This window comes from Glycomyces xiaoerkulensis (assembly GCF_002798405.1).
GTDB classification, from domain to species: domain Bacteria; phylum Actinomycetota; class Actinomycetes; order Mycobacteriales; family Micromonosporaceae; genus Glycomyces; species Glycomyces xiaoerkulensis.
Genome location: NZ_PGGV01000013.1, coordinates 1 through 23,304 on the forward strand (window position 1 = coordinate 1; position 23,304 = coordinate 23,304).

Annotated in this window: 21 protein-coding genes and 1 pseudogene; 12 read left to right on the top strand and 10 right to left on the bottom strand. The window is 70.9% G+C overall.

Annotated features, from left to right (window positions below):
* A partial coding sequence (xylA, locus tag CUT39_RS03840; protein ID WP_100444653.1) for a xylose isomerase occupies window positions 1-945 on the top strand: 945 nt, incomplete at its 5' end.
* Between the two features lie 146 nt (window positions 946-1,091).
* On the top strand, window positions 1,092-2,333 hold the full coding sequence (locus CUT39_RS03845; RefSeq protein ID WP_100444654.1) for an endo-1,4-beta-xylanase: 1,242 nt from the start codon (window positions 1,092-1,094) through the stop codon (window positions 2,331-2,333).
* Here CUT39_RS03845 and CUT39_RS03850 read toward each other — a convergent pair.
* The gene (locus CUT39_RS03850; protein WP_100444655.1) at window positions 2,330-4,015 is read right to left on the bottom strand and encodes a glycoside hydrolase family 2 TIM barrel-domain containing protein; all 1,686 of its coding nucleotides are present in this window, start codon (window positions 4,013-4,015) and stop codon (window positions 2,330-2,332) included. The two genes, CUT39_RS03845 and CUT39_RS03850, sit on opposite strands and share 4 nt — an antisense overlap.
* Before the next feature lie 138 nt (window positions 4,016-4,153).
* On the opposite strand from CUT39_RS03850, the gene CUT39_RS03855 reads away from it, so the two are divergent.
* The gene (locus CUT39_RS03855; RefSeq protein ID WP_100444656.1) at window positions 4,154-5,959 is read left to right on the top strand and encodes a glycoside hydrolase family 15 protein; all 1,806 of its coding nucleotides are present in this window, start codon (window positions 4,154-4,156) and stop codon (window positions 5,957-5,959) included.
* A gap of 4 nt (window positions 5,960-5,963) precedes the next feature.
* On the opposite strand, the gene CUT39_RS03860 is transcribed toward CUT39_RS03855, so the two are convergent.
* Window positions 5,964-6,401 carry a MarR family winged helix-turn-helix transcriptional regulator gene (locus CUT39_RS03860; protein ID WP_157930464.1) on the bottom strand — a complete coding sequence of 146 codons (438 nt, stop codon included), beginning with the start codon at window positions 6,399-6,401 and terminating at the stop codon, window positions 5,964-5,966.
* Window positions 6,402-6,486: 85 nt separating this feature from the next.
* On the opposite strand from CUT39_RS03860, the gene CUT39_RS03865 reads away from it, so the two are divergent.
* Together CUT39_RS03865 and CUT39_RS03870 are read left to right on the top strand one after the other, a co-directional pair.
* The gene (locus tag CUT39_RS03865; RefSeq protein ID WP_157930465.1) at window positions 6,487-7,053 is read left to right on the top strand and encodes a class I SAM-dependent methyltransferase; all 567 of its coding nucleotides are present in this window, start codon (window positions 6,487-6,489) and stop codon (window positions 7,051-7,053) included.
* A 102-nt stretch (window positions 7,054-7,155) separates the two neighbouring features.
* On the top strand, window positions 7,156-7,641 hold the full coding sequence (locus CUT39_RS03870) for a hypothetical protein (protein WP_157930466.1): 486 nt from the start codon (window positions 7,156-7,158) through the stop codon (window positions 7,639-7,641).
* Window positions 7,642-7,691: 50 nt separating this feature from the next.
* On the opposite strand, the gene CUT39_RS03875 is transcribed toward CUT39_RS03870, so the two are convergent.
* The 4 genes from CUT39_RS03875 to CUT39_RS03890 form a co-directional block, all read right to left on the bottom strand.
* Window positions 7,692-9,404 carry a copper resistance CopC/CopD family protein gene (locus tag CUT39_RS03875; RefSeq protein WP_100444660.1) on the bottom strand — a complete coding sequence of 571 codons (1,713 nt, stop codon included), beginning with the start codon at window positions 9,402-9,404 and terminating at the stop codon, window positions 7,692-7,694.
* Window positions 9,401-10,123: a YcnI family copper-binding membrane protein gene (locus CUT39_RS03880; protein ID WP_100444661.1), complete on the bottom strand. Its 723-nt coding sequence runs from the start codon at window positions 10,121-10,123 to the stop codon at window positions 9,401-9,403. The genes CUT39_RS03875 and CUT39_RS03880 overlap by 4 nt, the downstream gene beginning before the upstream one ends.
* A gap of 84 nt (window positions 10,124-10,207) precedes the next feature.
* Entirely contained in the window at window positions 10,208-10,750 is a 543-nt protein-coding gene (locus CUT39_RS03885; protein WP_100444662.1) for a hypothetical protein, read from the bottom strand.
* Window positions 10,751-10,825: 75 nt separating this feature from the next.
* Entirely contained in the window at window positions 10,826-11,554 is a 729-nt protein-coding gene (locus CUT39_RS03890; RefSeq protein ID WP_100444663.1) for a methyltransferase domain-containing protein, read from the bottom strand.
* A 26-nt stretch (window positions 11,555-11,580) separates the two neighbouring features.
* Here CUT39_RS03890 and CUT39_RS03895 point away from each other — a divergent pair, with 26 nt between their 5' ends.
* The 3 genes from CUT39_RS03895 to CUT39_RS03905 all read left to right on the top strand — a co-directional run bounded on the left by CUT39_RS03895 (window position 11,581) and on the right by CUT39_RS03905 (window position 14,751).
* Entirely contained in the window at window positions 11,581-12,414 is an 834-nt protein-coding gene (locus CUT39_RS03895; RefSeq protein ID WP_198586858.1) for a UbiA family prenyltransferase, read from the top strand.
* 94 nt (window positions 12,415-12,508) lie between these two features.
* Window positions 12,509-13,702 carry an acyl-CoA dehydrogenase family protein gene (locus tag CUT39_RS03900; RefSeq protein WP_100444665.1) on the top strand — a complete coding sequence of 398 codons (1,194 nt, stop codon included), beginning with the start codon at window positions 12,509-12,511 and terminating at the stop codon, window positions 13,700-13,702.
* On the top strand, window positions 13,699-14,751 hold the full coding sequence (locus tag CUT39_RS03905; protein ID WP_232805573.1) for a type III polyketide synthase: 1,053 nt from the start codon (window positions 13,699-13,701) through the stop codon (window positions 14,749-14,751). The genes CUT39_RS03900 and CUT39_RS03905 overlap by 4 nt, the downstream gene beginning before the upstream one ends.
* On the opposite strand, the gene CUT39_RS03910 is transcribed toward CUT39_RS03905, so the two are convergent.
* Entirely contained in the window at window positions 14,744-15,640 is an 897-nt protein-coding gene (locus CUT39_RS03910) for a carbohydrate ABC transporter permease (RefSeq protein WP_100444666.1), read from the bottom strand. The genes CUT39_RS03905 and CUT39_RS03910 overlap by 8 nt on opposite strands.
* On the bottom strand, window positions 15,624-16,571 hold the full coding sequence (locus tag CUT39_RS03915; RefSeq protein WP_100444667.1) for a carbohydrate ABC transporter permease: 948 nt from the start codon (window positions 16,569-16,571) through the stop codon (window positions 15,624-15,626). The genes CUT39_RS03910 and CUT39_RS03915 overlap by 17 nt, the downstream gene beginning before the upstream one ends.
* 348 nt (window positions 16,572-16,919) lie before the next feature.
* On the opposite strand from CUT39_RS03915, the gene CUT39_RS03920 reads away from it, so the two are divergent.
* Both CUT39_RS03920 and CUT39_RS03925 read left to right on the top strand, forming a co-directional pair.
* Complete coding sequence (locus CUT39_RS03920) at window positions 16,920-18,236, top strand: ABC transporter substrate-binding protein (RefSeq protein WP_157930467.1); 1,317 nt, start codon at window positions 16,920-16,922, stop codon at window positions 18,234-18,236.
* 59 nt (window positions 18,237-18,295) lie between these two features.
* The gene (locus CUT39_RS03925; RefSeq protein WP_100444669.1) at window positions 18,296-19,960 is read left to right on the top strand and encodes an MGH1-like glycoside hydrolase domain-containing protein; all 1,665 of its coding nucleotides are present in this window, start codon (window positions 18,296-18,298) and stop codon (window positions 19,958-19,960) included.
* A gap of 32 nt (window positions 19,961-19,992) precedes the next feature.
* On the opposite strand, the gene CUT39_RS03930 is transcribed toward CUT39_RS03925, so the two are convergent.
* The gene (locus CUT39_RS03930; protein ID WP_100444670.1) at window positions 19,993-20,865 is read right to left on the bottom strand and encodes a glycoside hydrolase family 43 protein; all 873 of its coding nucleotides are present in this window, start codon (window positions 20,863-20,865) and stop codon (window positions 19,993-19,995) included.
* A gap of 690 nt (window positions 20,866-21,555) precedes the next feature.
* Here CUT39_RS03930 and CUT39_RS03935 point away from each other — a divergent pair.
* Window positions 21,556-21,759 carry a cold-shock protein gene (locus tag CUT39_RS03935; protein ID WP_100444671.1) on the top strand — a complete coding sequence of 68 codons (204 nt, stop codon included), beginning with the start codon at window positions 21,556-21,558 and terminating at the stop codon, window positions 21,757-21,759.
* 125 nt (window positions 21,760-21,884) lie between these two features.
* Entirely contained in the window at window positions 21,885-22,742 is an 858-nt protein-coding gene (locus CUT39_RS03940) for a class I SAM-dependent methyltransferase (RefSeq protein ID WP_232805574.1), read from the top strand.
* 36 nt (window positions 22,743-22,778) lie between these two features.
* On the opposite strand, the pseudogene CUT39_RS21635 reads toward CUT39_RS03940, so the two are convergent.
* Window positions 22,779-23,243 (bottom strand): annotated as a pseudogene (locus CUT39_RS21635) (N-acetyltransferase family protein); the annotation flags it as partial.
* Window positions 23,244-23,304: the final 61 nt, after the last annotated feature.

Consider the following 23,304-nt stretch of genomic DNA (forward strand, 5'->3'; position numbering starts at 1 on the left):
TTCCGCAAGGCCCTGGAGGAGACGGGCCTGAAGGTGACCACGGCGACGACGAACCTGTTCTCCCATCCGGTGTTCAAGGACGGGGCCTTCACCCACAACGACCGGGACGTGCGCCGGTTGGCCATCGCGAAGGTGATGCGGAATCTGGACCTGGCCGCCGAGCTGGGCGCGAAGGTCTATGTGTGCTGGGGCGGCCGGGAGGGGGCCGAGTCCGGTGGGGCCAAGGACGTGCAGTCGGCCATGGCCCGTCTCAAGGAGGCCTTCGACGTGCTCGGCGACTACGTCACCGAGCGGGGTTATGATATCCGGTTCGCGATCGAGCCGAAGCCCAACGAGCCGCGGGGGCATATCCTGCTGCCGACGATCGGGCACGCGCTGGCCTTCATCGGCCGGTTGGAGCGTCCGGAGTTGGTGGGGATCAATCCGGAGGTGGGTCATGAGGAGATGGCCGGGCTGGATTATGCGGCCGGGGTGCGGCAGGCGCTGTGGCAGGGCAAGCTGTACCACATCGATTTGAACGGGCAGACCGGTCCGCGGTATGACCAGGATCTGCGGTTCGGTGCCGGGAATGTGGGCGGTGCGTTCTGGGCGGTGGATGCGGTCGAGGAGGGGATCGCGGCCGGGCAGTATTCGGGGCCGATCCATTTCGATTTCAAGCCGCCGCGGACCGAGGACGACGACGGGGTGTGGGTCTCGGCGGCGGCGTGTATGCGCAATTACAAGATCCTGCGCGAGAAGGTCAGGGCGTTCCGTGCCGATCCGGAGGTGCGGGAGGCGCTGGCGGCCGCGCGGGTCGACCAACTCGCGGTGCCGACGTTGGCCGAGGGTGAGACCGCCGCCGACCTCAAGGATCTCCGGGTGGATGTGGATGGTCTGGCGGCGAAGGGGATGGCCTTCGAGCGGCTCGACCAACTCGCCCTCGAACACCTCTACGGCATCCGCTAGCCCCGGACCGCAGTCGCCTGCGGCCCCGAGCCGATCTCCGGGGCCGCAGGCACCCCTCCGCGACGGCACTCCCAGAGCTTGACTCGCGATCGCCGGGCTGTTGGAATACCAAACACATCGAAACATCCATGGAAAGCGAACCTCTAATGGCCGAAACTTCCACAGACAGCCGGATCAGGGGGCAGCGGGCGGCCGACGCCACGCTCACCCTCACCCTCGACGGCCGGCCCCTGGCCGGACGAGAAGTCGAACTGGAGCAGACGCGCCACAAATTCCTCTTCGGCTGCATCGGCTTCGACCTCATCGACCACGCCAACGGCACCTCCGCGGACCCGGAGGCCGACGCCCGCAACGCCGAGCTGTGGGAGGGCCTGTTCAACTTCGCCACGCTCCCGTTCTACTGGGGTGTCTTCGAGCCCGAGCGCGGCAAGCCCGACACGCAGCGGCTGCTGAAGACCGCGCGGTGGTTCGCCGACCGCGGCCACCCGGTCAAGGGCCACCCGCTGGCCTGGCACACCGTGACCGCCGACTGGCTGCTCGACCTTGACAACGAGGAGATCGCCCGCGTCCAGGTCGAGCGGATCAAGCGCGAGGCGGGCGACTTCGCCGGCGTCATCGACATGTGGGACGTCATCAACGAGGTCGTCATCATGCCGATCTTCGACAAGTACGACAACGGCATCACCAGGGTGTGCCGCGATATCGGCCGCATCCCGATGGTGCGCATGGTCTTCGACGCCGCACGCGAGGCCAACCCCAAGGCCACGCTGCTGCTCAACGACTTCGACATGTCAGCCGCCTACGAGTGCCTGATCGAGGGCGTCCTGGAAGCCGGCGTCCAGATCGACGTGCTCGGGCTCCAGAGCCACATGCACCAGGGCTACTGGGGCGAGGAGAAGACCCTCGAGACCATCGAGCGCTTCTCCAGGTACGGCCTGCCGATCCACTTCACCGAGACCACGATCCTCTCGGGGCACACCATGCCCGAGCACATCGTCGACCTCAACGACTACCGGATCGACTCCTGGCCCAGTACGCCCGAAGGCGAAGCCCGCCAAGCGGACGAGATCGAGCGCCACTACAAGACCCTGCTGTCGCACCCGTCGGTGGAGGCGATCACCTACTGGGGCATGAACGACGCCGGGATGTGGCTCGGCGCCCCGGGCGGGCTCGTCCGCACCGACGGCACCCCCAAGCCCTCGTACGACCGCCTCCACCACCTGGTCAACGACGAATGGGGCACCGCGCCGACGAGGAAGGCGACCGACGCCGACGGCAGGCTCCGCTTCAACGGTTTCCTCGGCGACTACAAGCTCGCCGTGGACGGCCGGGAAGCGACCTTCAGCCTCGACCGGGCCGGATCGGCGGACGTCACGGTCGCATTTTAGCGTTCGCGGGCGAACAGTCCCCGGACGGCGCCGTAGGCCTGCTTGGGGCGGCGGTACTCGTCGAGGACGCCCTTGTCGTTCATGCTGCGGGGGCGGCCGAGGAGCATGTCCTTGGCGTCGGTGGTCCGGAAGTCGCCGAGTACCCAGATGCTCAGTCCGCTGATCCGGTCCTGCCCTTCGTCCAGGTGCTCGATGACGGTCCGCAGCAGCTCGGCCTGGTATTCCTCGGTCCACATGCCGTGGTGCGCGTCGCGCCACCCGGGCACGGCGCCGGCCCCGATCTCGGAGATGATGAGCGGCTTGTCCTCGTGCCCGGATCCGTCGACGTGCGCTGCGATGCGGTCGAGTTCTCCGGGAATGTCGGCGAGACCGCCCTCGTACCAGCCGGGGTAGCAGTTCACCGCGACCACATCGACCAGGTCCAGAGACAGGTCCTCGTAGACGTGGTTGGAGGCGTAGGTGACCGGCCGCGACGGGTCGAGGACCCGCAGCTCGCGAAGCAGCTTCTCGTAGGCGGGTCGGTTCTCGGGCTCGTGGCTCGGGCTCTCGTTGAGCACGCCCCACATGATGATCGACGGGTGGTTGACCGCCGCGGCGACCATTTCATCGATGTGCGCCAGTTGCGCGGCGATGAAACTCGGATCGGTGAGCCGCTCGGCCGGGTACTGCCACCCGATCGACTCGCTCCATACGAGAATCCCGAGCTCGTCGCACAGGTCGAGGAACAGCGGGTCCTGCGGATAGTGGCTGCCCCGCACGAAGTTGCAGCCCAGGTCCCGGATCTGCTCCAGGTCCGCGACCAGCAGGCCGGGCGGCTGGGCGTGTCCGAACTGCGGGTGCGACTCGTGCCGATTGACGCCTCGGAGCGTCAGCGGCTCGCCGTTGACGGCCAGTCGCGCGCCTTCGACGCCGACCCGCCGCAGCCCGAACCGCTCGACCATGTCGTCCTCGCCGAGCCGCACCGAGACCAGGTGCAAGGCCGGGCTCGACGGCGACCACGGTTCGGCCCCAGGCAGCTCGAAGGACCTCTCGATCCTCCCCGAAGCCTCCACGTCCACCGACCCGTCGACCACGGTCCGCCCTCCGCACTCGACCGTCAGCCGAACCCCTCGGGCCGGTTCGGTCGCGCTGTAGTCGACCGCCAGCGCCACCCGCCGCGCCTCGACGTCCTCGGTGAGGACCCGCAGCCCGTCGATCCGCACCTCGCCGAGCCGGTGCAGCTCGACCCCTCTGGTGATCCCGCCGAAGTGGTACCAGTCGAAGTAGTCCAGGTGCAGCGGCGATCGCGAGTCGTCGAACCGGTTGTCGACCAGCACCACGACCTCGGCCCACCCGGCCTCGGCGTCTTCGACCTCGGCGAAGAACCGGGTGAAGCCCCCGGCGTGCTCCCGGACGGGACTGCGGTCCCAGTACACCCGGCACCAGTGGTGGACCCCGTCGAAGACGAGCCGGTACCGCCCGGGATCGGTGACCCGCATCCGGGTCCGGTACGCGACCAGCCCGCGTCCGCCGGCGTGCCCGGGCGTGGCGTCGAAGCAGCCGGGCACGGCCATGACGTCGTCGAACACGATCGATCCCGGATCGACCCGGTCCGGGTCGACGTCGCCGAGGAACGCGAAGTCCCAGACACCGTCCAGATCCCGTACCTCGCGCCGCTCATGCTGGATGAATCTGCGGACCACGGCCGCCTCCCGTCGTCAACTCGGCCTGACGAACGAACCCTATGCCAGACGCTTGCCTCTCATCCGTCGCCGCCCGGACGGGCTGGACCACTCGCGCGACCATGTGTGTCGAGAGTCGATCTGTGACACCGTGTCCGTATGGCTCTCCGCATCGAGGACTACGGGTTGATCGGCGACCTGCACACGGCCGCGCTGGTCGGCCGCGACGGCTCGATCGACTGGTTGTGCCTGCCGCGGTTCGACTCGCCTTCCTGCTTCGCGGCGCTGCTCGGTGACGACCGCGCCGGGTTCTGGCGGATCTCGCCGTCCGCCGGCGGGATGTGCACGCGGCGGCGCTACCGCGGCGATTCGCTGATTCTCGAGACCGAATGGGACACGCCTGAAGGGAGCGTGCGCGTCATCGACGCGATGCCGCCTCGCCCGCAGACCGCCGCCGACGTCGTCCGCGTCGTCGAAGGGCTGAGCGGGCGCGTTCCGATGGACATGACGATGCGGATCCGCTTCGGATACGGCAAGATCGAGCCCTGGATCCGGCGCTTCGACGGCCATCTGTCTGCGGTGGCCGGACCCGATGCGGCCTGGCTCGACTCCGACGTGCGTGTCGGAGGCGACCACCGGATCTCGAGCTGCGAGTTCCCGATCGAGGCGGGCGAGCGCGTCTCCTTCGTGCTCACCCACGAGCTGTCCCACGAGCCTCGCCCCACCGCCTCCGACCCCGATGCCGCGATCGCCGAGGCCGAGCGGTTCTGGCACGAGTGGATCCAGCGCATCGACTACAAGGGCCGCTGGCCCGAGGCGGTTCGCCGCTCCCTGATCACCCTCAAGGCGCTCACCTATGTGCCCACCGGCGGCATCCTCGCCGCTCCCACCACCTCGCTGCCGGAGCACATCGGCGGGGTCCGCAACTGGGACTACCGGTACTGCTGGCTGCGCGACGCCACCTTCACCCTGCAGGCACTGCTCGGCACCGGCTACATCACCGAGGCCCGGGAGTGGCGCGAGTGGCTCCTGCGCGCGGTCGCCGGCGATCCGTCGGACCTCCAGATCGTTTACGGCCTCGACGGCTCCCACTGGATGCCCGAGTACACCGCCGACTGGCTCAGCGGCTACGAGAACTCGGCCCCGGTGCGGATCGGCAACGACGCCTCCGGCCAGTTCCAGCTCGACGTCTGGGGCGAGATCCTCGACGGCCTGCACGTGGCCAGGTCGGCGGGCCTGGAGGTCGACCAGGACGCCTGGCGCTTGCAGCAGGCGCTGCTGCACTTCCTGGAAGGGAACTGGAGCGAGCCCGACGAGGGCCTGTGGGAGGTGCGGGCCCAGCGCCGCCACTTCGTCCACTCCAAGGTGCTGGCCTGGGCGGGCTTCGACCGGGCGGTCCGGGCGGTGGAGCAGTTCGGGCTCGACGGTCCGGTCGACAGGTGGAGAACCCTGCGCGACCGGATCCACAGCGAGGTGTGCGAGCGGGGCTTCGACGCCGACCGCGGGACCTTCACCCAGTTCTACGGCTCGGACGGCTTGGACGCGTCGCTGCTGCTCATCCCACAGGTCGGTTTTCTGCCTTGGGACGATCCGCGGGTGGTCGGCACGGTCGAGGCGCTGCAGCGGGAGCTGTGCCGCGAGGGGTTCCTCCAGCGGTACGATCCGTTCGCCGACGGCGGCGTGGACGGGGTGCCCGGCCATGAGGGTTCGTTCCTGGTCTGCTCCTTCTGGCTGGTCGACGCCCTCGGCGGCATCGGGCGCCGCCGGGAGGCGGTCGAGCTGTTCGAGCGGCTGCTCGAGGTCCGGAACGACCTGGGCCTGCTGGCCGAGGAATACGATCCGGCGGTCGGCCGGCAGCTCGGCAACTTCCCGCAGGCCTACAGCCACGTCGGCCTGGTCAACGCGGCCCGCCGGCTGAGCGAGTCCGAGCCGTCCGGCCGGGACGTGCGCGCCGGGGGCGACTGAAGGGTCATTCCCCGGGAGGGTCGGCCCGCATGGCCCGCACCAGCGCCGGCAGCCCCTTGGCCAGGCCGTCCCGCTCGTCTTCGGTCATCGCCGCGATCCACCCCAGGTAGCGCTCGTGGAGATTGGCGCCCATCCGGCGGTGGAGCCGCCGTCCCTCGTCGGTGATCTGGAGGCGGTAGAGGCGCCGGTTGGCCGGATCGCGCTCGCGCACCAGCAGGCCGTCCGATTCCAGGTCGGCCACGAGGCGGCTGACGGTGCTCTTCTCCAGACCCAGCAGCTCGGCCAGTTCCCGCTGCGAGAGCCCGGTGCCGCCGTCGAGTTCGTGGAGGGCGAACAATTGCGACGGCGACACCGGATGTTCGGGCGAAACCCGGTCCATCAGCGCCACTCCGGCGCTGCGCACCAGGTCCATGAGCAGATGGTGCAGGTGATGTGATTCCACGGACCCTCCGGTCAAAGAGTTGTAGCCGTCAACCGTATACCGTAGACTCAAGGAAAGGTTGCATAATACAACTATTGGAGGGATCGTGAACCACCGGCATCCGGGCCATCACGGCGCTTTCGAGGGCCGTTCGGCCAAGCGCTACCGCTTCCTGGCCCACCGCCTCCTGCGCGGCCTCTACCGCCGGATCGCCCGGGACCTGTCGGCCTCGGCCGAACCGGACGCCCGCGTGCTCGACGTCGGCACCGGGCCGGGGGTGCTCCTGGCCGAACTCGCCCGCGCCCGCCCCGACCTGCGGCTCACCGGCATCGACCTGTCGGCCGACATGGTCGCCGAGGCCGGGCGCGACCTCGGCGGCCGCGCCACGGTCCTGACCGCCGATGTCGGCGCCCTGCCCTTCGGCGAGGGCTCCTTCGACGTGGTGGTCTCCTCCTACAGCTCCCACCACTGGGACGACCCGGCGGCCGGGGCCGCCGAGATCGCCCGGGTGCTGCGTCCGGGCGGCCGCCTGCTCGTCTACGACTTCGACCGCGCCCCGTTCGACGAACTGGGCGGCCCGGCCGGGCTCGAGGCGGTCGGCCGCTCCCGCTTCCGCACCGGCTGGATCCCGATGCGCAGCAGGCGGTTCGAGGCGGTCCGCTCCGGGGACTGAGCCGGTTGCGGCGGCCTTCTGGGATCGCTTCCACCCCGCCGTCAGGGAATCGAGTGGAATCGATAAGATCCGCCTAGCCAACAGTTCGATAGGAGTCGATGTATGCGACGCGGGTTGATCGCAGTTGCCGCCGTGGCGGCTCTGGCCGCCGCTGCCTGCGGCAGTGAGGAAGCACCTGACGGCCCCGAAGAGGGGTCGAGCGAATCCGAGGTCCCCCAAGCCACCGACCAGTGGGAATCGGCGGGGGAGCTGGACAACATGCCGCCCGAGGCCACCGCGGAGCTCGAACCGCCGGTCGCCCCCGAGGCGATCGCCGGCGCCTTCGGCGACGCCGGTCTGGGCGACGGCGAGGCGGCCGACCTGGGCACCGACGCCGAGTCCTGCGACCTGACCGACTGCGTCCGTGCCTTCGAGTCCGGGGAGACCACGGTCATGATCTACATGTCCGAGGAGATGGCCGCGGACGCATCGGAGGCACTCGAGGACAACTTCGTGTCCGGGCCGGTCATGCTCCACTACGCCGCCTCGGAGACCCCCGAGGACGCCCGCGGCGACTACGAGGCCGCGCTGGCCGACGCCCTGGAGTAGTCCCGGGACCGGGCGGGGTGAGCACCGCGACCGCGGCCGATACCGGGCGCTCAGGGCAGCTCGACGGTCACCGTGGCGCGGTGCTCTTCGAACCGCGAGACGCGCAGCGCGATCTCCAGTTCCCACTCGCCGGCCAGCGGCAGTTCGAGTTCGGCCAGGTAGGAACCGGGTTCGGTCCCCGCCTCCATCTCGGCCACTATCGGGCCGAAGTCCTGTTCGGGCAGGGTGGCGTGGACCGTCGGCGCTTCCTCGGGCTCGGTCGGGTGGCCGTCGGCGAGTTCGAGCGTCAGCGTGTTCGGGCCCGTCCGGGCGGGTGACAGGAGCACCGCGGCGGTGTCCGGACCGAGCTCCAGCTCGGTCGCGAACTCCTCCGGTGCGGCTTGAGGTTCGGTCTCCGGTGCCGCCTGGTCGGGACTGAGGCTCACCAGCGCGCCGGTCAGGGCGATCACCAGGCCGACGGCCGCGGCCTCGGCGGCGACGAGCCGCCGCAGACGGCGCAGTCCGGCCCGTGCGTCCCCGGCGCGTTCGATCATCGGGACCAGCCGAAGCCGGTTCCACGCCGCCGGGGCCAGCGCCGCGCCCACCAGCCCCAGCTTCACCAGCAGGAGTCGGCCGTGGTCGCTGCCGAACAGGCTGCCCCAGTCGCGGTGGATCATGAACGCCATCGCCAGGCCGCTCGCGCCCAGCACGGCGACCGTGCCGCCGGCCCAGGCCGAGAATCGGGCCACCACCGACGCCGGCCCGGTCGCGTCGCCGCCGTGCCGGTGCACCCCTCGGAGCAGGATCAGCAGGCCGGTCAGGCCGCCGGCCCAGATCGCGGCGGTGAACAGGTGCAGGACGTCGGAGCCGACCATCAGCCACTCGGGACCGAACAGCCTGGAGTGTCCGATTAGAACTGGAGCGGCCAGGGCGGCCGCGGCGGCGGTCAGTGCCGCGGGTCCGGACCACGATCGCCGGATGCGGGTGTGGCACCACCAGGCCGCGCCCACGCCCAGCGCGGTGACGGCCGCGATCGCCACCGAGGCCGCCTGCGAGGAATCGCTCCAGGCGCCGAGGTCGAGTACCCGGCTCAGCGGTAGGCCGAGGCGGTCGAGCGCGCCGATCGGCACCGCGGCGGCCGCGGCGGCGACGGCGGTGACTCCCGCGATGCCGAGCACCCGGTGGCGCGGGTGCGGCAGGCGCTGCTGGCGTGCGATCGCGACCCGGAAGAACACCAGGCCGGTGAACACCAGCAGCCCCAGGTAGTGGAGCGCGTCGGCGGCCATGACGGGGGCGCGCCCGCCCGAGTCCGGCTCGACGGGTACGACCGGATCGGCCGGTTCGACCGGTTCGCTCGTCTCGGCCGGTTCGGCCGGTGCCGGGCCCTGGTCGACCGAGAACGAGACGGCGCCGGCGACGGGGTGGCCGTCGGCCGAGACCACGCGCCAGGACAGGGTGAACCTGCCTTCGCCGAGTCCGGGCGGCAGTTCGAGGACCACGTCGTCGTCGGCGGCCGTCGCGGTCACCGGGTGTTCGCCGCCGTCGGCGTCGACCAGGCGGGCGGCCTCCTCGACAGGCGAGACCGGTTCGTTGAAGTGCAGCGTGACCGCGCTCGGCGCCTCGTCGAGCTCGGCGCCGTCGGCGGGGTCGGTCGACAGCAGCGAGGCGTGCGCTCGCGCCGCCGTGGCCGGCAGCACCGCCAGCAGGAGGCCGAGCGCGAGCAGCGCGACCGCGTAGGCCGGTCGCGCCGCCCGCGTCCGGGGAGGGGTGGCCGGGGAGGTCACGGGTTCCGACGTCCTCTGAGGAGGCCGAAGCCGCCGAGCAGCACGCCGAGGGCGCCCAGGGCGAGCGCGACATAGGTGAGCGTGCCGCCCGAGGACTCGTCGGCGGCGTCGTCCGCGGCGGTCTCGCCGTCGTCGTCAGCGGCCGGCTCGGCCTCCTGCGCGGCCTGGCCGGGGGCGGTGACCTCGATGAAGGGCGCGGGCTCGTCGAGTTCGTCGGGGTCCTGGCCGTCCTCGGCGATCTGGATCCAAGCGTGCTCGCCTTCGGGGCAGGACTGGACCACCGGGAAGTGGAGCGTCTGTCCGGCGGTCTCCTCCGGCAGGCGCAGCGAGAGCTCGAAGACGTCCCGGTAGCCGTCGGGCAGGGGGTCGTCGGTCGTGTAGATCACCTGGCCGACCCGCTCGGTCACCTCGTTGCCGTGGCTGTCGGCGACCGGTTCGTCCAGGGTGGTGTCGACCTTCTCGATCTCCCAGCCGGCGTTGACCGTCGGCGACACCGACAGGATCGGTTCGGGGATCTCGATGGCGACTTCGTTGGTGGGTTCGTCCTCGCAGCCGTGGCCGATGCTGAAGGTCAGCACGGTGTACGTCCCGGCAACGGTGTTGTCGGTTTTCACCGTGGCGTGGGCGGACGCCGGGGAGGACGGTCCCGCGATCGCGGCGGTGGCGGCGAGGCCGACGACGGCGGCGCGGGCGAGGAGTCGTTTGGGATTGCGTTGCATGTCGGTTTCCTGCTTTCGGGAAGTGTCTGAGGGCGCGGTGGCCCAAGGTGATGGGGATGGGAGGGCCGGGCCCGCCGGGCCCGGTCAGCGGGAGTGCGTCTGCGGCCAGCGGGGAGGTCCGCGTCGGCCCACTGCACCGATCGGGCCGATCAGCGCCTGCGGCAGGCGTCGGCGGGCGAGGCCGGTCGGCGTCGGCGGCCGCGGGGGAGCGGCCTCGAAGGCGGGCGCGGCGCCGACCCGGGGCCACAGGCGGTCGGCCAGATGAGGGAGGGCCGGTTCGATTCGCGCCGCCCAGAGTGCGGCGGCGCCGGCCGCGGCGAGGTGGAGCAGAGCCATCGGCACCGGCCGGTGCTCCATCTGGGCGCTGTGGACGGCGTCGCCGTAGGAGAAGACCAGGTGCATGCAGCCCTGGGCGAGGGCGACGGCGGCGAGGAGCCGGGATGACCCGCCGCCGGGCCGAACCGCGAACCGGTGGACCAGCACCGCGATGCCCGCGCCGAGCAGCAGCGCCGCGGCCGAGGGCGCGCCACCGCCGCCCCAGGTGTGCGCGACCGCCGAGGCCGGGACGAGGACCAGGGCGAACACCACTGCCCGGAGCGCCGTACCGGGCGCCTCCTTGATGAACACGCTCCCATGTTCCCAAAAGATTTAAAATTATCAATACTTATGAGGGTCTCATTTCGTACCGATCGGGCGAGACGCTCATGTCCGCTTGCGGCCCCAAGCCTGGAACAGCACCGCCGTCGTCGGCGTCCCGACCATGCGCACCGCGCTCCTGCGGCCGAAGATCCAGGCGACGAAGTCGGCCACCGACGGCCGGATGCCGCGCAGGGCCGGGTCCACACCGCCTTCGGCGCAGCACCGGACCAGCTCGGCCCGGTCGACCAGGAGCGCCGGGTCGTGGACACCCCGGGTCGCCACCCGCGGGATCCGCTCGGCGAGCACGATCGCGAGCCACCGGCACAGCCGGGTCGCCGCCAGCGTGTCGACCACGAGCAGCCCCCCGGGCCGCAGCAGCCGGCACGCCTCGGCGACCGCGCCGGGCAGGTCCGGCACGTGCTCGAGGATCTCGCCGGCCACCACCACGTCCGCGCACCCGTCGGCCAGCGGCACGGCCGCCACGTCCCCCCGCACCCCGGACACGCCGTGGTCGGCGGCCTGCCGCAGCGCCTCGGCCGACAGGTCCACCCCGAGGTGCCGGTAGCCCTTCCCGGCCAGGTGCGGTGCCAGCAGCCCGGCTCCGCAACCGAGGTCGACCAGTACCGCCTCCGGCCGCGGCGCCTCCGGCACCAGTTCCGCGCGGGCCGCCGCGAGCCAGTGCAGCATCGCGAACACGCCCCGCGGCCGCCACCACTGGTCTGCCAGCCGGTCGTAGAGCGCGGGGTCGCCCCGCTCCAGTCGGTCCCGCGACCGAGCCGTGAAACCGCGCATGGACCGAGAATGGCACACTGGCAGCCGTGAGCCAGTCGTCGGCGACCCGGGCAATGCTGCGGGCCTCCCATCCGCTTCCGGCTCTCGCCGTCACCGCCGTCGCCGCCGGACTGGCCCTCGGCACCGGACGCCCGGCCGCGGCCATCGCGGTCCTGGCCGCCGCCGTGCTGGCCGGCCAGCTCTCGGTGGGCTGGCTCAACGATCTGGTCGACGCCCCGCGCGACGCCCGAGTCGGGCGCCCCGGCAAACCCGTCGCCACCGGTGAACTCGCGCCGGGGACCGTGCGAGGCGGCGTCGCGGCGGCCGCGGCCGCCGCCGTGGTCCTGTCGCTGTTCTCGGGCGCGGCCGCCACCGGCGCCCACCTCGCCGCCCTCGCCTCGGCCTGGGCCTACGACCTCGGCCTCAAGTCCACCGCCGTGTCGGTGCTGCCGTTCGCCGTCTCATTCGGACTCCTGCCCGCCTTCGTCGCCCTCGGCTCGCCGGGCGCGCCGCTGCCACCGGTCTGGCTGACGGCCGCGGCCGCCGCGCTCGGCAGCGCGGCGCACTTCGTCAACGCCGTCCCCGACCTCGCCGACGACGCCGCCACCGGCGTGCGCGGCCTGCCGCACCGCCTGGGGCCCTTCGCCGGCAAACTGCTGGCAGCGGTGCTGGTCCTCACCGCCTCGGCGCTGCTGGCGGTCGGCCCGGCCGGACCGCCCGCACCACTCGCGACCGCCGCCGTCCCGCTGTCGGCGCTCGTCCTGGCCGCCGGACTCCTGCTGGACCGGCGCCCGCGCTCCCGCGCGGCCTTCCGCGCGGTCATGCTCGTCGCCATCCTCGACGTCGCGCTCCTGCTCCGAACCGGAGTCCCGACCGGCTGACCCGAACGGGCCTTGTTTGCCGGGCCCGTTGCGGGGACACTGTCCGGAAGGCGGCCAACGCACCCCGGCGTCCCGGCAGGAGGAGTGAACGCCAGTGGCAGAACCAGAACAGCACCCCGACGGCGACCGCGCACTCGCCCTGGCGCGGGACCTGGCGCCCGGCCTCGCCGAGCGCGCCGCCGCCCACGACGAACGAGGGCGCTTCCCCGAGGACGACTTCGCCGACCTCCGCGCGGCCGGACTGCTGGGACTCATGACCCCGGCCCGGCTGGGCGGATTCGGCGCCACCTTCGCCGACTACACCCGGGTGGCCGCCGAACTCGCCCGCGGGTCCGGCTCCACCGCCCTGATCTACAACATGCACGCCTCGGTCACCGGCGCCCTCGCCCAGACCCCCGACGACCTGGTCCGGCAACTGGGCGCGCCCGAGCGCTACTTCGCCGCCCGCGACAAGGCCCTCGCCGCGGCCGCCGAGGGCGCCCTTTACGGGGTCGCCATGAGCGAGCGCGGCAGCGGATCGCGCCTGTCGCGCACCCGGACCGCCTACCGCCGCACCGAAGGCGGGTACCGGATCACCGGCGGCAAGGCGTTCGTGTCCGGCGCCGGACACGCCGACGCCTACCTGGTGACCGCCCGCGACGCCGAGGCCGCCGAACCGCTGGTGTCCTACTTCCTGGTCCCGGCCGCCGACGGCATCGGCGTCGAGGAGACCTGGGACTCGCTCGGCATGCGCGCCACCGGGAGCCACGACGTCCACTTCGATGTGGAGGTCGGCCCCGACGCCCTCCTCGGCGGCATGGAGGGCCTGACCCTGCTGCTGGCCGAGGCCATGCCGCAGTGGCTGGTGGCCTCCTACGCCGCGGTGTACGCCGGCGTCGCACGCGCCGCCGTCGACGCGGCCGCCGAGCACCTCGGCGACCGCGGGCTCGGCCGCCTCGCCGCCGCACGCGCCCGCCTGGGACGCGCCGACGCCGCCGTCGCCGCCGCCGAACTGACCGTCGCCGAAGCCGCCGAGCGGATCGACCGCGCCCCGGGCGAGGACGACACCAACCGCTGGGTCTGGCGCGCCAAGCTCACCGCCGGCGACACCGCCGCCCAAGTGGCGTCCTCGCTGCTCGAAGCGGCCGGAGCCTCGGCGAGCCGGCGCGGGAACCCGCTCGAGCGGCTCTACCGCGACGCCCGCTGCGGCGCACTGCAACCGGCCACCTCCGACGTCTGCGCCGACTGGCTCGGCCTGGCCGCGCTCGGCGACGACCCCGACAACGACGCCGAGGTGCCGCGGTGGTGACCGCCAGGATCGCCGGGACCGGCGCCGGACTGCCTCCCTCCTACAGCCAGGACATGCTCTGGTCGACCTTCTTCCGGAGCCACTTCAACGGCAGCCCCATCGCCCGGCGGATCTTCGACGGCGCCGGCGTCGCCAGCCGCCACTCCGCCACCGACCCGCGCAAGTTCGAGGTCGTCCCCGAGTGGTCGACCGGGCTGCGGATGCGGCGCTACGGCGAGCAGGCGCCCCGGCTCGGCCTCCGAGCGGTCCAGGAGGCGCTGGCCGAGGCCGGCACCGAGCCCGGCGAGATCGGCATGCTCGCGGTCGCCTCCTGCACCGGCTACGGCACACCGGGAGTCGACGTCGAACTGGCCCGGTCGCTCCCGCTCAGCCCGGATGCGCGGCGGCTGCTGGTCGGGCACACCGGATGCCACGCGGCCGTACCCACCCTCGCCGCCGCGAGCGACTACGTGCGGGCGAACGGGCGGCCGGCGGTGGTGCTCTGCCTCGAACTCACCTCGCTGCACCTCCAGCCGGCCACCTCCGAGGTCGACCAGATGGTGGCGCACTCGCTGTTCGGAGACGCCGCCGCGGCGCTGGTCCTGCGACCCGACGACGCCCCGGCGCCCGGCCTGCGGGTGGTGGACGTCGCCGCCCGCACCGACACCGGCAGGCGCGGCCAGATGACCTGGGACGTCACCGATCTGGGATTCCGCATGGGACTGTCCCCGGAGGTGCCCGACGCCCTCGGGGAGCAGATCGGCCCGATGGTGAAGGACCTGCTGGTCCGCCACGGTCTCGACCTGTCCGACGTGCGCGGCTGGGCGGTCCATCCGGGCGGACCGCGCATCCTCGACGCCGTCCAGGAGGGCCTCGGCCTGGACCCGGAGGCGCTGTCGACCTCGCGCGCGGTCCTGGCCGAGCACGGCAACTGCTCCTCGGCGACGGTCCTGCTGGTGCTGCGGGCGATGCTCGGCGCGGGCGAGCCGTCGGGGCCGGTGGTGGCGGCGGCCTTCGGGCCCGGCCTGACCCTGTACGCGGCCCTGCTCGAACCCGCCCCGCCTACTTGATCCCGGTCGTGGCCACGCCCTTGACCAGGAACCGCTGCCCGAACAGGAACACCAGGAACATCGGCAGCAGGGAGACCACGCTCATGGCGAACATCGACCCGTAGTCGGAGCTCGACTGGGCGTCGAGGAATCCCTTCAGTGCCAGCGAGACCGGCCACGACTCCGGCAGCCGCAGGTAGACCAGCGGCCCGAAGAAGTCGGCCCACGTCCAGATGAAGGTGAAGATCGCGGTCGTGGCGAGCGCGGGCACGATCAGCGGCAGGACGATCTGGAGGTAGGAGCGGAAGTGGCCCGCGCCGTCGATGCGGGCGGCCTCGAAGATCTCCTTGGGCAGCCCGCGGATGAACTGGACCATCAGGAACACGAAGAACGCCTCGGTGGCGAGGAATTTCGGGGCGATGAGCGGCAGGAACGTGTTCAGCCATCCCAGTTCCTTGAAGATCAGGAACTGCGGCACCATCATCACCTGGAACGGGAGCATGATCGAGGCGAGCATGATCGCGAAGAACACGTTGCGTCCGCGGAACCGCAGGCGGGCGAAGGCGTACGCCGCCAGGGAGCAGGAGAACAGGTTCCCCGCGATCGCCCCGAAGGCGATGATCGAGGAGTTGAGGAGGAACACGCCGAACGGGAACTGGAGGTCGTTCCAGCCGTTGGCGTAGTTCTCGGTCGTCAGGTCGAGGGTGAAGATGCTGAGATCGCGGAAGATCTCGCTGTTGGGCTTGAAGCTCGACACGAGCAGCCAGATGAGCGGGTAGATCATCACCGTCGACCCCGCGATGAGCATGGCGTGCCGACCGAGCGACCGCGCCGTCCGCCACCGGGACCGGGGGTGCCGCCGCACCGGTGCCTCCAGCGGGGCGGCGGTGGTATCAGTCTTTGTCGTCATAGAACACCCAGTACTTCGAGAGCCAGAAGTTGAACGCGGTGAAGGCGGCGACCACGAGCACCAGGAACCAGGCCATGGCCGAGGCGTAGCCCATGTTGAGCTCGTTGAACGCCTCTTTGTACAGCAGGAGCGTGAAGAACATGGTCGAGTCGGCGGGTCCTCCGGTGCCGCCGGAGACGACGTACGCCTGCGTGAACGCCTGGAACGCGAAGATGATCTGCAGGACGATGTTGAAGAAGATGATCGGCGTCAGCAGCGGGAGCGTGACCGAGGTGAACTTCCGGATCGGTCCGGCGCCGTCGATCGAGGCGGCCTCGTAGAACATGTTCGGGATCTGCCGGAGCCCGGCCAGGAAGATCACCATGGGCGATCCGAACGTCCACACGTTCAGGACGATGAGCGTGCCGAGCGCGAAGTCGGGGTGCCCGATCCACCCCGGACCGTCGACGCCGAACCAGCCGAGCACGCCGTTGATGAGGCCCTCCTTGCCGAACACCTGGCGCCACAGGATCGCGATCGCGACCGACCCGCCCATGAGGCTCGGCAGGTAGAACACCGAGCGGTAGAACGAGAGCGCCCTCATGCCCTTGTCGAGCACCATCGCCAGGCCCAGGGCCAGGGCGAGCAGGATCGGGACGCCCCCGAGCACGTAGACGACGGTGACGCGGAAGGAGTTCCAGAACCGCTCGTCGCCGAACATGCCGGTGAAGTTGTCCAGGCCGATCCACTGGGGCGGCTGCAGCAGGTTGTACTCGGTGAACGACAGGTAGAGCGAGGCCGCCATCGGGCCGATGGTGAGGCCGAACAGGCCGAGCAGCCAGGGGAGCAGGAAGAGGTAGGCCGCCTTGTTGTCGGGGTATTTCTCCTTGGCGCGGGCCTTGCCCTTGCGTCTGCGCACCGCGAGGTTGCGCAGCTCGCCGAGACTGCTCATGGGGACTCCTAGCTCTCGTGACCGCGGGATCGGGGGGAAAGCGGTTGCACGACTGCGTCGATTATGACCGCTGGCAATCCGTTCGTCAATCGGTTGCGAGCCGAAAATATTCGGAGCTGATTCGAAAGTTCCGGTGGCCCGCACCGGCATCCACCTGGTGCGATGGGAGCGCTCCGCTTCGGCAAGCCGTTGACAAGCATCGGATGTGGTGCTAGCTTTCCGGAAAGCGGTTGCAACTTTCGGCTGCCCCGGCCCAGTCCCCAGCGACCGCCCCGGACGGCCCCTCACACGTCCGTATCAGTGGCAACACGGTGGTTTCGCCACCGACGACACACGAAACGAGGCGCAATGACGCGTAGGACACGTTCGCGTGCCGCCATCGGATCCGTCGCCGCCGCGACCCTCCTCCTCTCCGGATGCTTCGGCTCGGACGACGGAACGGCAGGGGAGTACGACCCCGACGAGGAGATCGAACTCGAGATCTCCTGGTGGGGCGACGACGATCGCGCACGCCTCTTCGCCGAGGTCATCGACCTCTTCGAAGAAGAACACCCCAACATCACCGTCGTCGAGACGCCCGTGGGCGCCCCCGACGACCTCTTCAACCGCCTCGCCACCGACTTCGCCGGGGGCGGCGACACCGCCCCCGACGTCTTCGCGCTCGGCGGCGCCAAACCCCAGGAATACGGCGAACTCGGCGCCCTGCTCGACCTGTCCACCGTGAGCGACCAACTCGACCCCTCGGACTACCCCGACTTCTCGCTCACCAACGCCATCGTCGACGACACCCTCTACGGCCTGCCGACCGGCGGCAACGCCACCGCCGCGTTCATCAACTCCAAGATCTTCGAGCAGGCCGGCGTCCCCCTCCCCGAAGCAGGCTGGACCTGGGACGACCTCGTCGACGTCGCCGGCGAGATCGGCAACGCCGACCTCACCAACGAGGCCGGCAATCCCATCTACGGCATCGACCTGCGCATCCAGGACATCATGGGCACCTATGCCGCCCAGGTCAGCGAGGTCGGCATGTACGACTGGGACGGCAAGCTCGGCGTCGACGCCGACCAGATCGCGAGCTGGTACGAGATCGAGCAGGAACTGCTCGACGCCGGCGGCCTGCCCGACCCGTCCATCGTGACCTCCAACTGGCAGCTCCCGCCCGACCAGCAGCCCTTCACCATCGGCCAGGCCGCCATCACCTTCGGATACACCAACCTCATGTCGGCCTACAGCGCCAACGAGGAAGTCGAAGTGCAGATGATGCTCCCGCCCACCGACACCGACCTGTCGGGCATCGCCTTGCTGCCCTCGGCCTTCTGGTCGGCCAACGCCGCGAGCGAACACCCGCAGGCGGCGGCCATGCTCATCGACTGGTTCCTGCACGAACCGGCCGCCGCCGAACTCATCCTCGACACCCGCGGCGTGCCGTTCAACCCCGACACCCTCGAAGTCGTCGCGCCCCTGCTGGAGGGACCCTCCCAGACCGCGGCCGACTACGTCGAGATCATCCTCGACGAGGGCGTCGTCGCCCCACCGCAGCCGTCGGGCGGCCAGATCATGAACGAACTCTCCCAACGGATGGAAGCCGAAGTCCTCTTCGGCCGCATGACCCCCGACGAAGCGGCGACCCAATGGGTCGAAGAACTCGGAGCCGCACTCGAATAACCGCATGGGAGGCGGGCCGGGACACCGGCCCGCCTCCCCGACACCGACACGGGGACACCATGACCGGAGCGATCCGAGCAGCGCTGACCCGACTCCGCACGAGCGACCCGCCCGCCCGCGCCGGCATCCAAGGCACCGGCCTCGGCGACGAACTCGCCCGGACCGCGGTCGCCTTCGCGGCCGTCGGCGGCCCCCTCACCGAACGCTGGCACCGGGCGCTGACCGAACTCGCCCAATGCGTGCGCCCCCTCGGCGGCAGCGCCCCCGTCCTCAACGAGGGCGGCGTCTACGCCGGAACCTGGATCGAGAGCACCGGCACCGTCAACACCGAAGTGCTCGCCCGCTTCGCCCCCCGCATCGCGCGCGACACCCACCTGCTGTTCGCCGAGCACCAGCGCGACGACGGCATGATCCCGTACAAGATCGCCGACACCGGCCCCGGCTTCAGCCAGATCCAGATCGTCACCCCGCTCGCGCGCACGGTCTGGCACCACCACCGCCTCACCGGAGGCGACCGGCCCTACCTCGAGACCATGTACCGCGCGATGACACGGTACGACCACTGGCTCGCGCGATTCCGCGACACGCGCGGCACCGGCGGCGTCGAAGCCTTCTGCACCTTCGACACCGGCCACGACCTCTCCCCCCGGTTCTGGTTCGCACCCGACCGCGCATTCCGAGGCGACGCCCGCCGATGCGACCCCGACTCGCCGACCCTGCCCTATGTGGCACCCGACCTCACCGCCAACGTGGCCTGCCAGCGGTCCTATCTGGCCGTGATCGCCGAGGAACTAGGCGAGGACGGGCAACCGTGGCGGAGCAAGGCCCGCGCCTCGACCGCGGCGCTGTACCGCCAATGCTTCGACGAGGCCGACGGCACCTTCTACGACCGCGACCGCTCGGGGGAGCACGTCCGGGTGCAATCGGATGCGCTGCTGCGCGTCCTGGCCTGCGAGACCGGCGACGAGGGGTTCTTCGCGCGCTCCCTCCGCGAATACCTGATGAACACCCGCAAGTTCCTGGCGCACTACGGCTTCACCTCCCTCGCCCTCGACGACCCCCGCTTCGACGCCGACGCCTCGCGCAACTCCTGGGGCGGCCCGGTCAACCTCCTCAGCCTGATCCGCGCGCCCCAGGCGTTCGAACACCACGGCCACGCCGCCGAACTGGCCGCGGCCACCGCACCGGCGCTGGCCGCGCTGGCCGCGGCCGACCGCTTCCCGCAGTGCCTCGACCCGTGGTCGGGCGCGGCCGGGTTCACGTCGGTGTACTCGCCGTCGATCCTCTGGTTCCTGGACACCGTGGAGCGGAGTTTCGGCGTGCTGCCGCGGCCCGACGGGGAGCTGTGGTTCACCGGCATGCCGCCGACGCGGCTCGGCCACGGTGCGGCCGCAGAGGCGACCGCCTACGCGCGGCGCGCGGGCGGGGTCCACTACGAACTCGCGGCCGACGACGAACGCATCGAGGTGTACCGCGACGGCGCGCTGCGGTTCGCCTTCCCGCGCGGGTGGCGGCTGGTGACCGACGCGGCGGGGGAGGTGCGGGCGGTCGTGGGACTGAGCCCCGCGACCGTCCGGGGCGAGCTCGAGATCCACGGCGCCGCCGGCGGCCCCGAGCACCTGACGCTGGAGGTCGACGCCAACGAACGGGTCGGACTCGATCCCGGGGGCCGCATCCGCGACAGGTCGGCGGTGCCGTTCGTCCCGCCCACCGCCGGCCGCTGACGGGCTCGCCGCTGAGGGACGTCCATTTGGGTTCAGCGCAGCGCGAGGCCGTCCGGACCCTCTTCGACCTCGATGAAGCGGGCCCGCTCGTCGGGCGTCTGGTTCGGCTGGTGCAGCGCCAGCAGCAGCCGTCCCGAGGCGTCCTCGAAGAGCATCCCGTGCCCGCCGTCCCGCGGCCACAGCGCCGCTTTCTCCTGCCGCCACGGTCCGAGGACGCTCCCGGTCTCGGAGGTCGCGACCCCGAGGGCGTAGCCCGACTCGCCCATGCTCGACCAGAGCATCAGCAACCGGCCGTCGGTGTTCCGGTGCAGGAACGGACCGTCGGTCACGTACGCGGTCGGCCCCGGCCGGTCGAGCGGACGCGCCCACGGCGCCTCCGAGGCGGTGAACAGCAGGGAGGTCTCGCCGGCCGTGCCGCGCAGGTCCGGCGTCAGTCGCACCGCCCGGATCTCGCCGTCGCCGACGTCCTTCCACTCGTGGCAGAACACCATGTACGGGACGCCGTCCTCGACGTGCAGGGTGCCGTCCAGGCACTCCCAGTCCCGCGGCGTCAGCGGCCCGTCCGACCAGGGCGCGTACGGTCCTTCGGGGCGTTCGGCGCGCAGCACCTGGGTGCCTCTCCGGTGTCCCTCGGCGGTGAAGGTGGCGAACATGTAGTAGGCGCCGTCGTGGCGGTGGACCTCGGGGGCCCAGAACTGGGTGTGCGACCAGAAGTCCGCGCTGGGCCGGAACGCGGGGACGGGGCCGTGCCATTCGGCGAGGTCGCTGCTCCAGTAGGTGTCGAAGCCGGTCGCGGGGCCGCGCCAGATGTCCGGGTCGGTGCTGCCGAAGAGGTAGAAGCGGCCCTCTTCGGGGACGCGGAGCACGAACGGATCACGGATCTGGATTTCGTTCAGGGCGGGCATGGTCGTCCTTCCGTCGGCTGCACGCCATTCTGCCCGGACGATCGGAGCCGCCCGGAGGAGGCGCCACGGTGGTGTCCGGCCCGATCATCGGGTGGGTGGCCGCCTTCGATCCGGGGAGCTCATCTTGTTGTTCCGTAGCTGCGGCCGAAATGATACTCGAACGCAATTCTTCTTCGAGACCTCCTCGGGTTCATGCGGGCCGAGGCGTATATCCATACAGGAGTATGAGCGAATTGGTCCTCACCGAACACCGGACCCTGCGGAGGAAATTCGCCCCGGGACGTCGGTCGGTGCCGGCCCGGGATGTCGGCCGAGCGGGCGCGCCGCGTCGGCCGAGGTGAGACCGGCCGGAGCGCCGCGGAGACGGGCCTGCATGACTGCTCATTTCAGTATAAATCACTGCAAATCATCCCGAATCGAGTGACTTCAACCATACGCCCCGGCGGTCATCAGGCGTCCGGCCAGGCCAAACGGTCATTTGTGAGTAAGTTTTTCCGGGCGGGCCGGTTACAGACGGCCGAAAATTCCTGTAAGGTTCAGGAGTCGCTCCGATTCGGTATGGATCGAAGAGGCGAAGCGCCAGTAATGGCGGCAATATCAGGCCATATGACGGAAGAGCACAACTAGGCTTAAATCCCCTGGAAGGCACGGCCGCCGGTCTGAGCATCAACATCGCAAGGATATTAAGTAATGGCGCAAGGCACCGTTAAATGGTTCAACTCGGAGAAGGGCTTCGGCTTCATCGCTCCGGAGGACAACGGCCCGGACATCTTCGTCCACTTCTCCGCGATCGCCGGAGACGGCTACCGTTCTCTCGATGAGAACCAGCGGGTAGAATTCGACGTCGAGCAGGGCAACAAAGGCCCGCAGGCCACTAACCTGCGCGCTCTCTAAGCCCCGGCTCTGAGAACACGAAGCCGCTGCCCTTCAGCGTGAAGGACAGCGGCTTCTAGCGTGCCCGGGCCCGCTCGATGAAACCGCACCCCGGCGGCCCTCCCCGAAGCGGTAGTCTCTCGGCTGTGGTGAACGATGAGATGCGCCGGAACTGGAGCGACGGAGCCGGCGGATGGGTCGCCAACGAGGCGATCTTCGACTCGGTGTTCGCGCCGGTGACCGCGGCGGTCATCGAAGCCGCGGCACTGCGGCCCGGACACCGGATGCTCGATGTGGGATGCGGCTCCGGCACGCTGCTGGCCGCGGGCGTCGAAGCCGACGCACGGCCCGTCGGGATCGACATCTCCCCGGGTATGGCCGAGGCGGCGCGGCGCCGCGTCCCGGAGGCGACCGTGGCCGTCGCCGACGCGCAAGTCGCGGACCTCCTCGCCGAGGCGCCCGGTGCACCGTTCGACCGCGTGGTCTCCCGGTTCGGCGTCATGTTCTTCGACGATCCGGCGGCCGCCTTCGCCAATGTGCGACGGGCCTGCGACCCCGAGGCCCGGATGGCCTTCGCCTGCTGGCGAGACCTGGACGAGAACCCCATCTTCACCCTCGGATCCACCGTCCTCACCGAACGGCTCGACCCGCCGCCGGAGGTTCCGGAGCCGGGCGCCCCCGGCCCCACCGCTTTCGCCGATGCCGACCGCCTGTACCCGCTGCTGCAGGAGGCCGGCTGGGGACCGGTCTCGGTCGATCCGCTCGACTTCCAATGCGACTACGGCGCGGCCGGCGGCGACGGGATCGAAGAGCGGCTGGCGACCATCCTCGGCTCCGGCACCGGGCGGCTGGCCCGGGAGCGGCTCCTGCCCCGACTCGGCCCCGACGGCTGGGAGGCGCTCCTGGACGACGTCCGAGCCGAACTGCGCCGCCACCTGGTGGAGGGCACCGTCCGGTTCCCCGGCGCCGCCTGGCTGGTCACCGCGAGCAACGCCGCCCGATAACGGCGCCGCGGGACCGGCGTCGGTCCCCGCCGGTGCGCCGCCGAGGGACCGCAGCGCGGTCCCCGAGAGCCGATAGCCGACCCATTCGTCCATCGGGAGCGCGCCGAGCGAATCGTAGAACGCTATCGAGGGCGCGTTCCAGTCCAGCACCGACCAGTCGAGGCGCCGGTAGCCGTTCGCCACGCACGTGCGAGCCAGCTCGCGCAGGAGCGCGGCACCGTAGCCGCGTCCGCGAAAGGCCGGATCGACGTAGAGGTCTTCGAGGTAGATGCCGTGCCTGCCGGTCCAGGTCGAGAAGTTGAGGAACCACACCGCGATGCCGGCGATGCGGCCGCCGACTTCGACGACGTGCGCGTACACCGCGGGGTCCGGCCCGAACAGGGCCGCCTTGAGATCGTCGACGGTAGTCTCGACCGCATCGGGTTCGCGCTCGTATTCGGCGAGGTCCCTGATGCACTGGAGCATCCCGGGCAGATCACGGGGTTCGGCGCGGCGCAGGATCGCGCCCTCGGCAAGGACGATGTGCTCGCTCATCGCGGACGAGTCTATAGCCGGTGAAACT

What these genes read in the sequence shown, in the direction of transcription:
- CUT39_RS03935 (WP_100444671.1), top strand. Translation starts at nt 21,556, where the DNA reads ATGGCGCAAGGCACCGTTAAATGGTTCAACTCGGAGAAGGGCTTCGGC.
- CUT39_RS03915 (WP_100444667.1), bottom strand. Translation starts at nt 16,571, where the DNA reads ATGAGCAGTCTCGGCGAGCTGCGCAACCTCGCGGTGCGCAGACGCAAG.
- CUT39_RS03870 (WP_157930466.1), top strand. Translation starts at nt 7,156, where the DNA reads ATGCGACGCGGGTTGATCGCAGTTGCCGCCGTGGCGGCTCTGGCCGCC.
- CUT39_RS03910 (WP_100444666.1), bottom strand. Translation starts at nt 15,640, where the DNA reads ATGACGACAAAGACTGATACCACCGCCGCCCCGCTGGAGGCACCGGTG.
- CUT39_RS03925 (WP_100444669.1), top strand. Translation starts at nt 18,296, where the DNA reads ATGACCGGAGCGATCCGAGCAGCGCTGACCCGACTCCGCACGAGCGAC.
- CUT39_RS03855 (WP_100444656.1), top strand. Translation starts at nt 4,154, where the DNA reads ATGGCTCTCCGCATCGAGGACTACGGGTTGATCGGCGACCTGCACACG.
- CUT39_RS03930 (WP_100444670.1), bottom strand. Translation starts at nt 20,865, where the DNA reads ATGCCCGCCCTGAACGAAATCCAGATCCGTGATCCGTTCGTGCTCCGC.
- CUT39_RS03920 (WP_157930467.1), top strand. Translation starts at nt 16,920, where the DNA reads ATGACGCGTAGGACACGTTCGCGTGCCGCCATCGGATCCGTCGCCGCC.
- CUT39_RS03845 (WP_100444654.1), top strand. Translation starts at nt 1,092, where the DNA reads ATGGCCGAAACTTCCACAGACAGCCGGATCAGGGGGCAGCGGGCGGCC.
- CUT39_RS03880 (WP_100444661.1), bottom strand. Translation starts at nt 10,123, where the DNA reads ATGCAACGCAATCCCAAACGACTCCTCGCCCGCGCCGCCGTCGTCGGC.
- CUT39_RS03890 (WP_100444663.1), bottom strand. Translation starts at nt 11,554, where the DNA reads ATGCGCGGTTTCACGGCTCGGTCGCGGGACCGACTGGAGCGGGGCGAC.